Below are 440 nucleotides of genomic sequence, written 5' to 3'. Positions count from 1 at the left end.
AGCGCGACCACCCGAAGCGCTGGCAGCAGGACGACGCCACCGCGCTGTTCATCGCCGCCAGCTACCAGCTGCTGCAGCAGGACGCCGCGGCAGCGCCGCTGGCGGACGCCGCGCTCAAGCGCGCCAACGCCAAGGCGTCCGCGGTGGCGCCGGGCTTCGTCGAGTACTACGACGCCGGCATCGCGCAGGCGTGGTCGCTGTACCTGCTGCAGAAGCATTTCCCCCGCCAGGCGTCGCGCATTACCGGCACCGCGATCGCGCGCCTGCTGGAACCGCTGCGCAACGACCGCTACAACACGCTGTCGTCCGCATTGACGCTGCTGGCGCTGGAAGCGCGCGGCGGCCGGCCCGGCACGTTGCCTGGCCTGCAGGCGATCGACGCCGCCAACAAGGCGCGCAACATCGGTGCGGTCACCGGCCTGCTGCGAGCCGGCACGTTC

General features: G+C 72.0%; 1 protein-coding gene. It reads left to right on the top strand.

Annotated features, from left to right (window positions below; genetic code table 11):
• The coding region (locus I6F37_RS40315; protein WP_225154422.1) for a hypothetical protein at nucleotides 1-440 on the top strand (440 nt) is incomplete at both ends.

Origin of the sequence: Bradyrhizobium sp. NBAIM08 (assembly GCF_020193935.1) — a bacterium.
Lineage (GTDB): Bacteria > Pseudomonadota > Alphaproteobacteria > Rhizobiales > Xanthobacteraceae > Bradyrhizobium > Bradyrhizobium yuanmingense.
The sequence above is the reverse complement of the archived record's forward strand: the minus strand, read 5'-3'. Positions and strand labels throughout refer to the sequence as shown.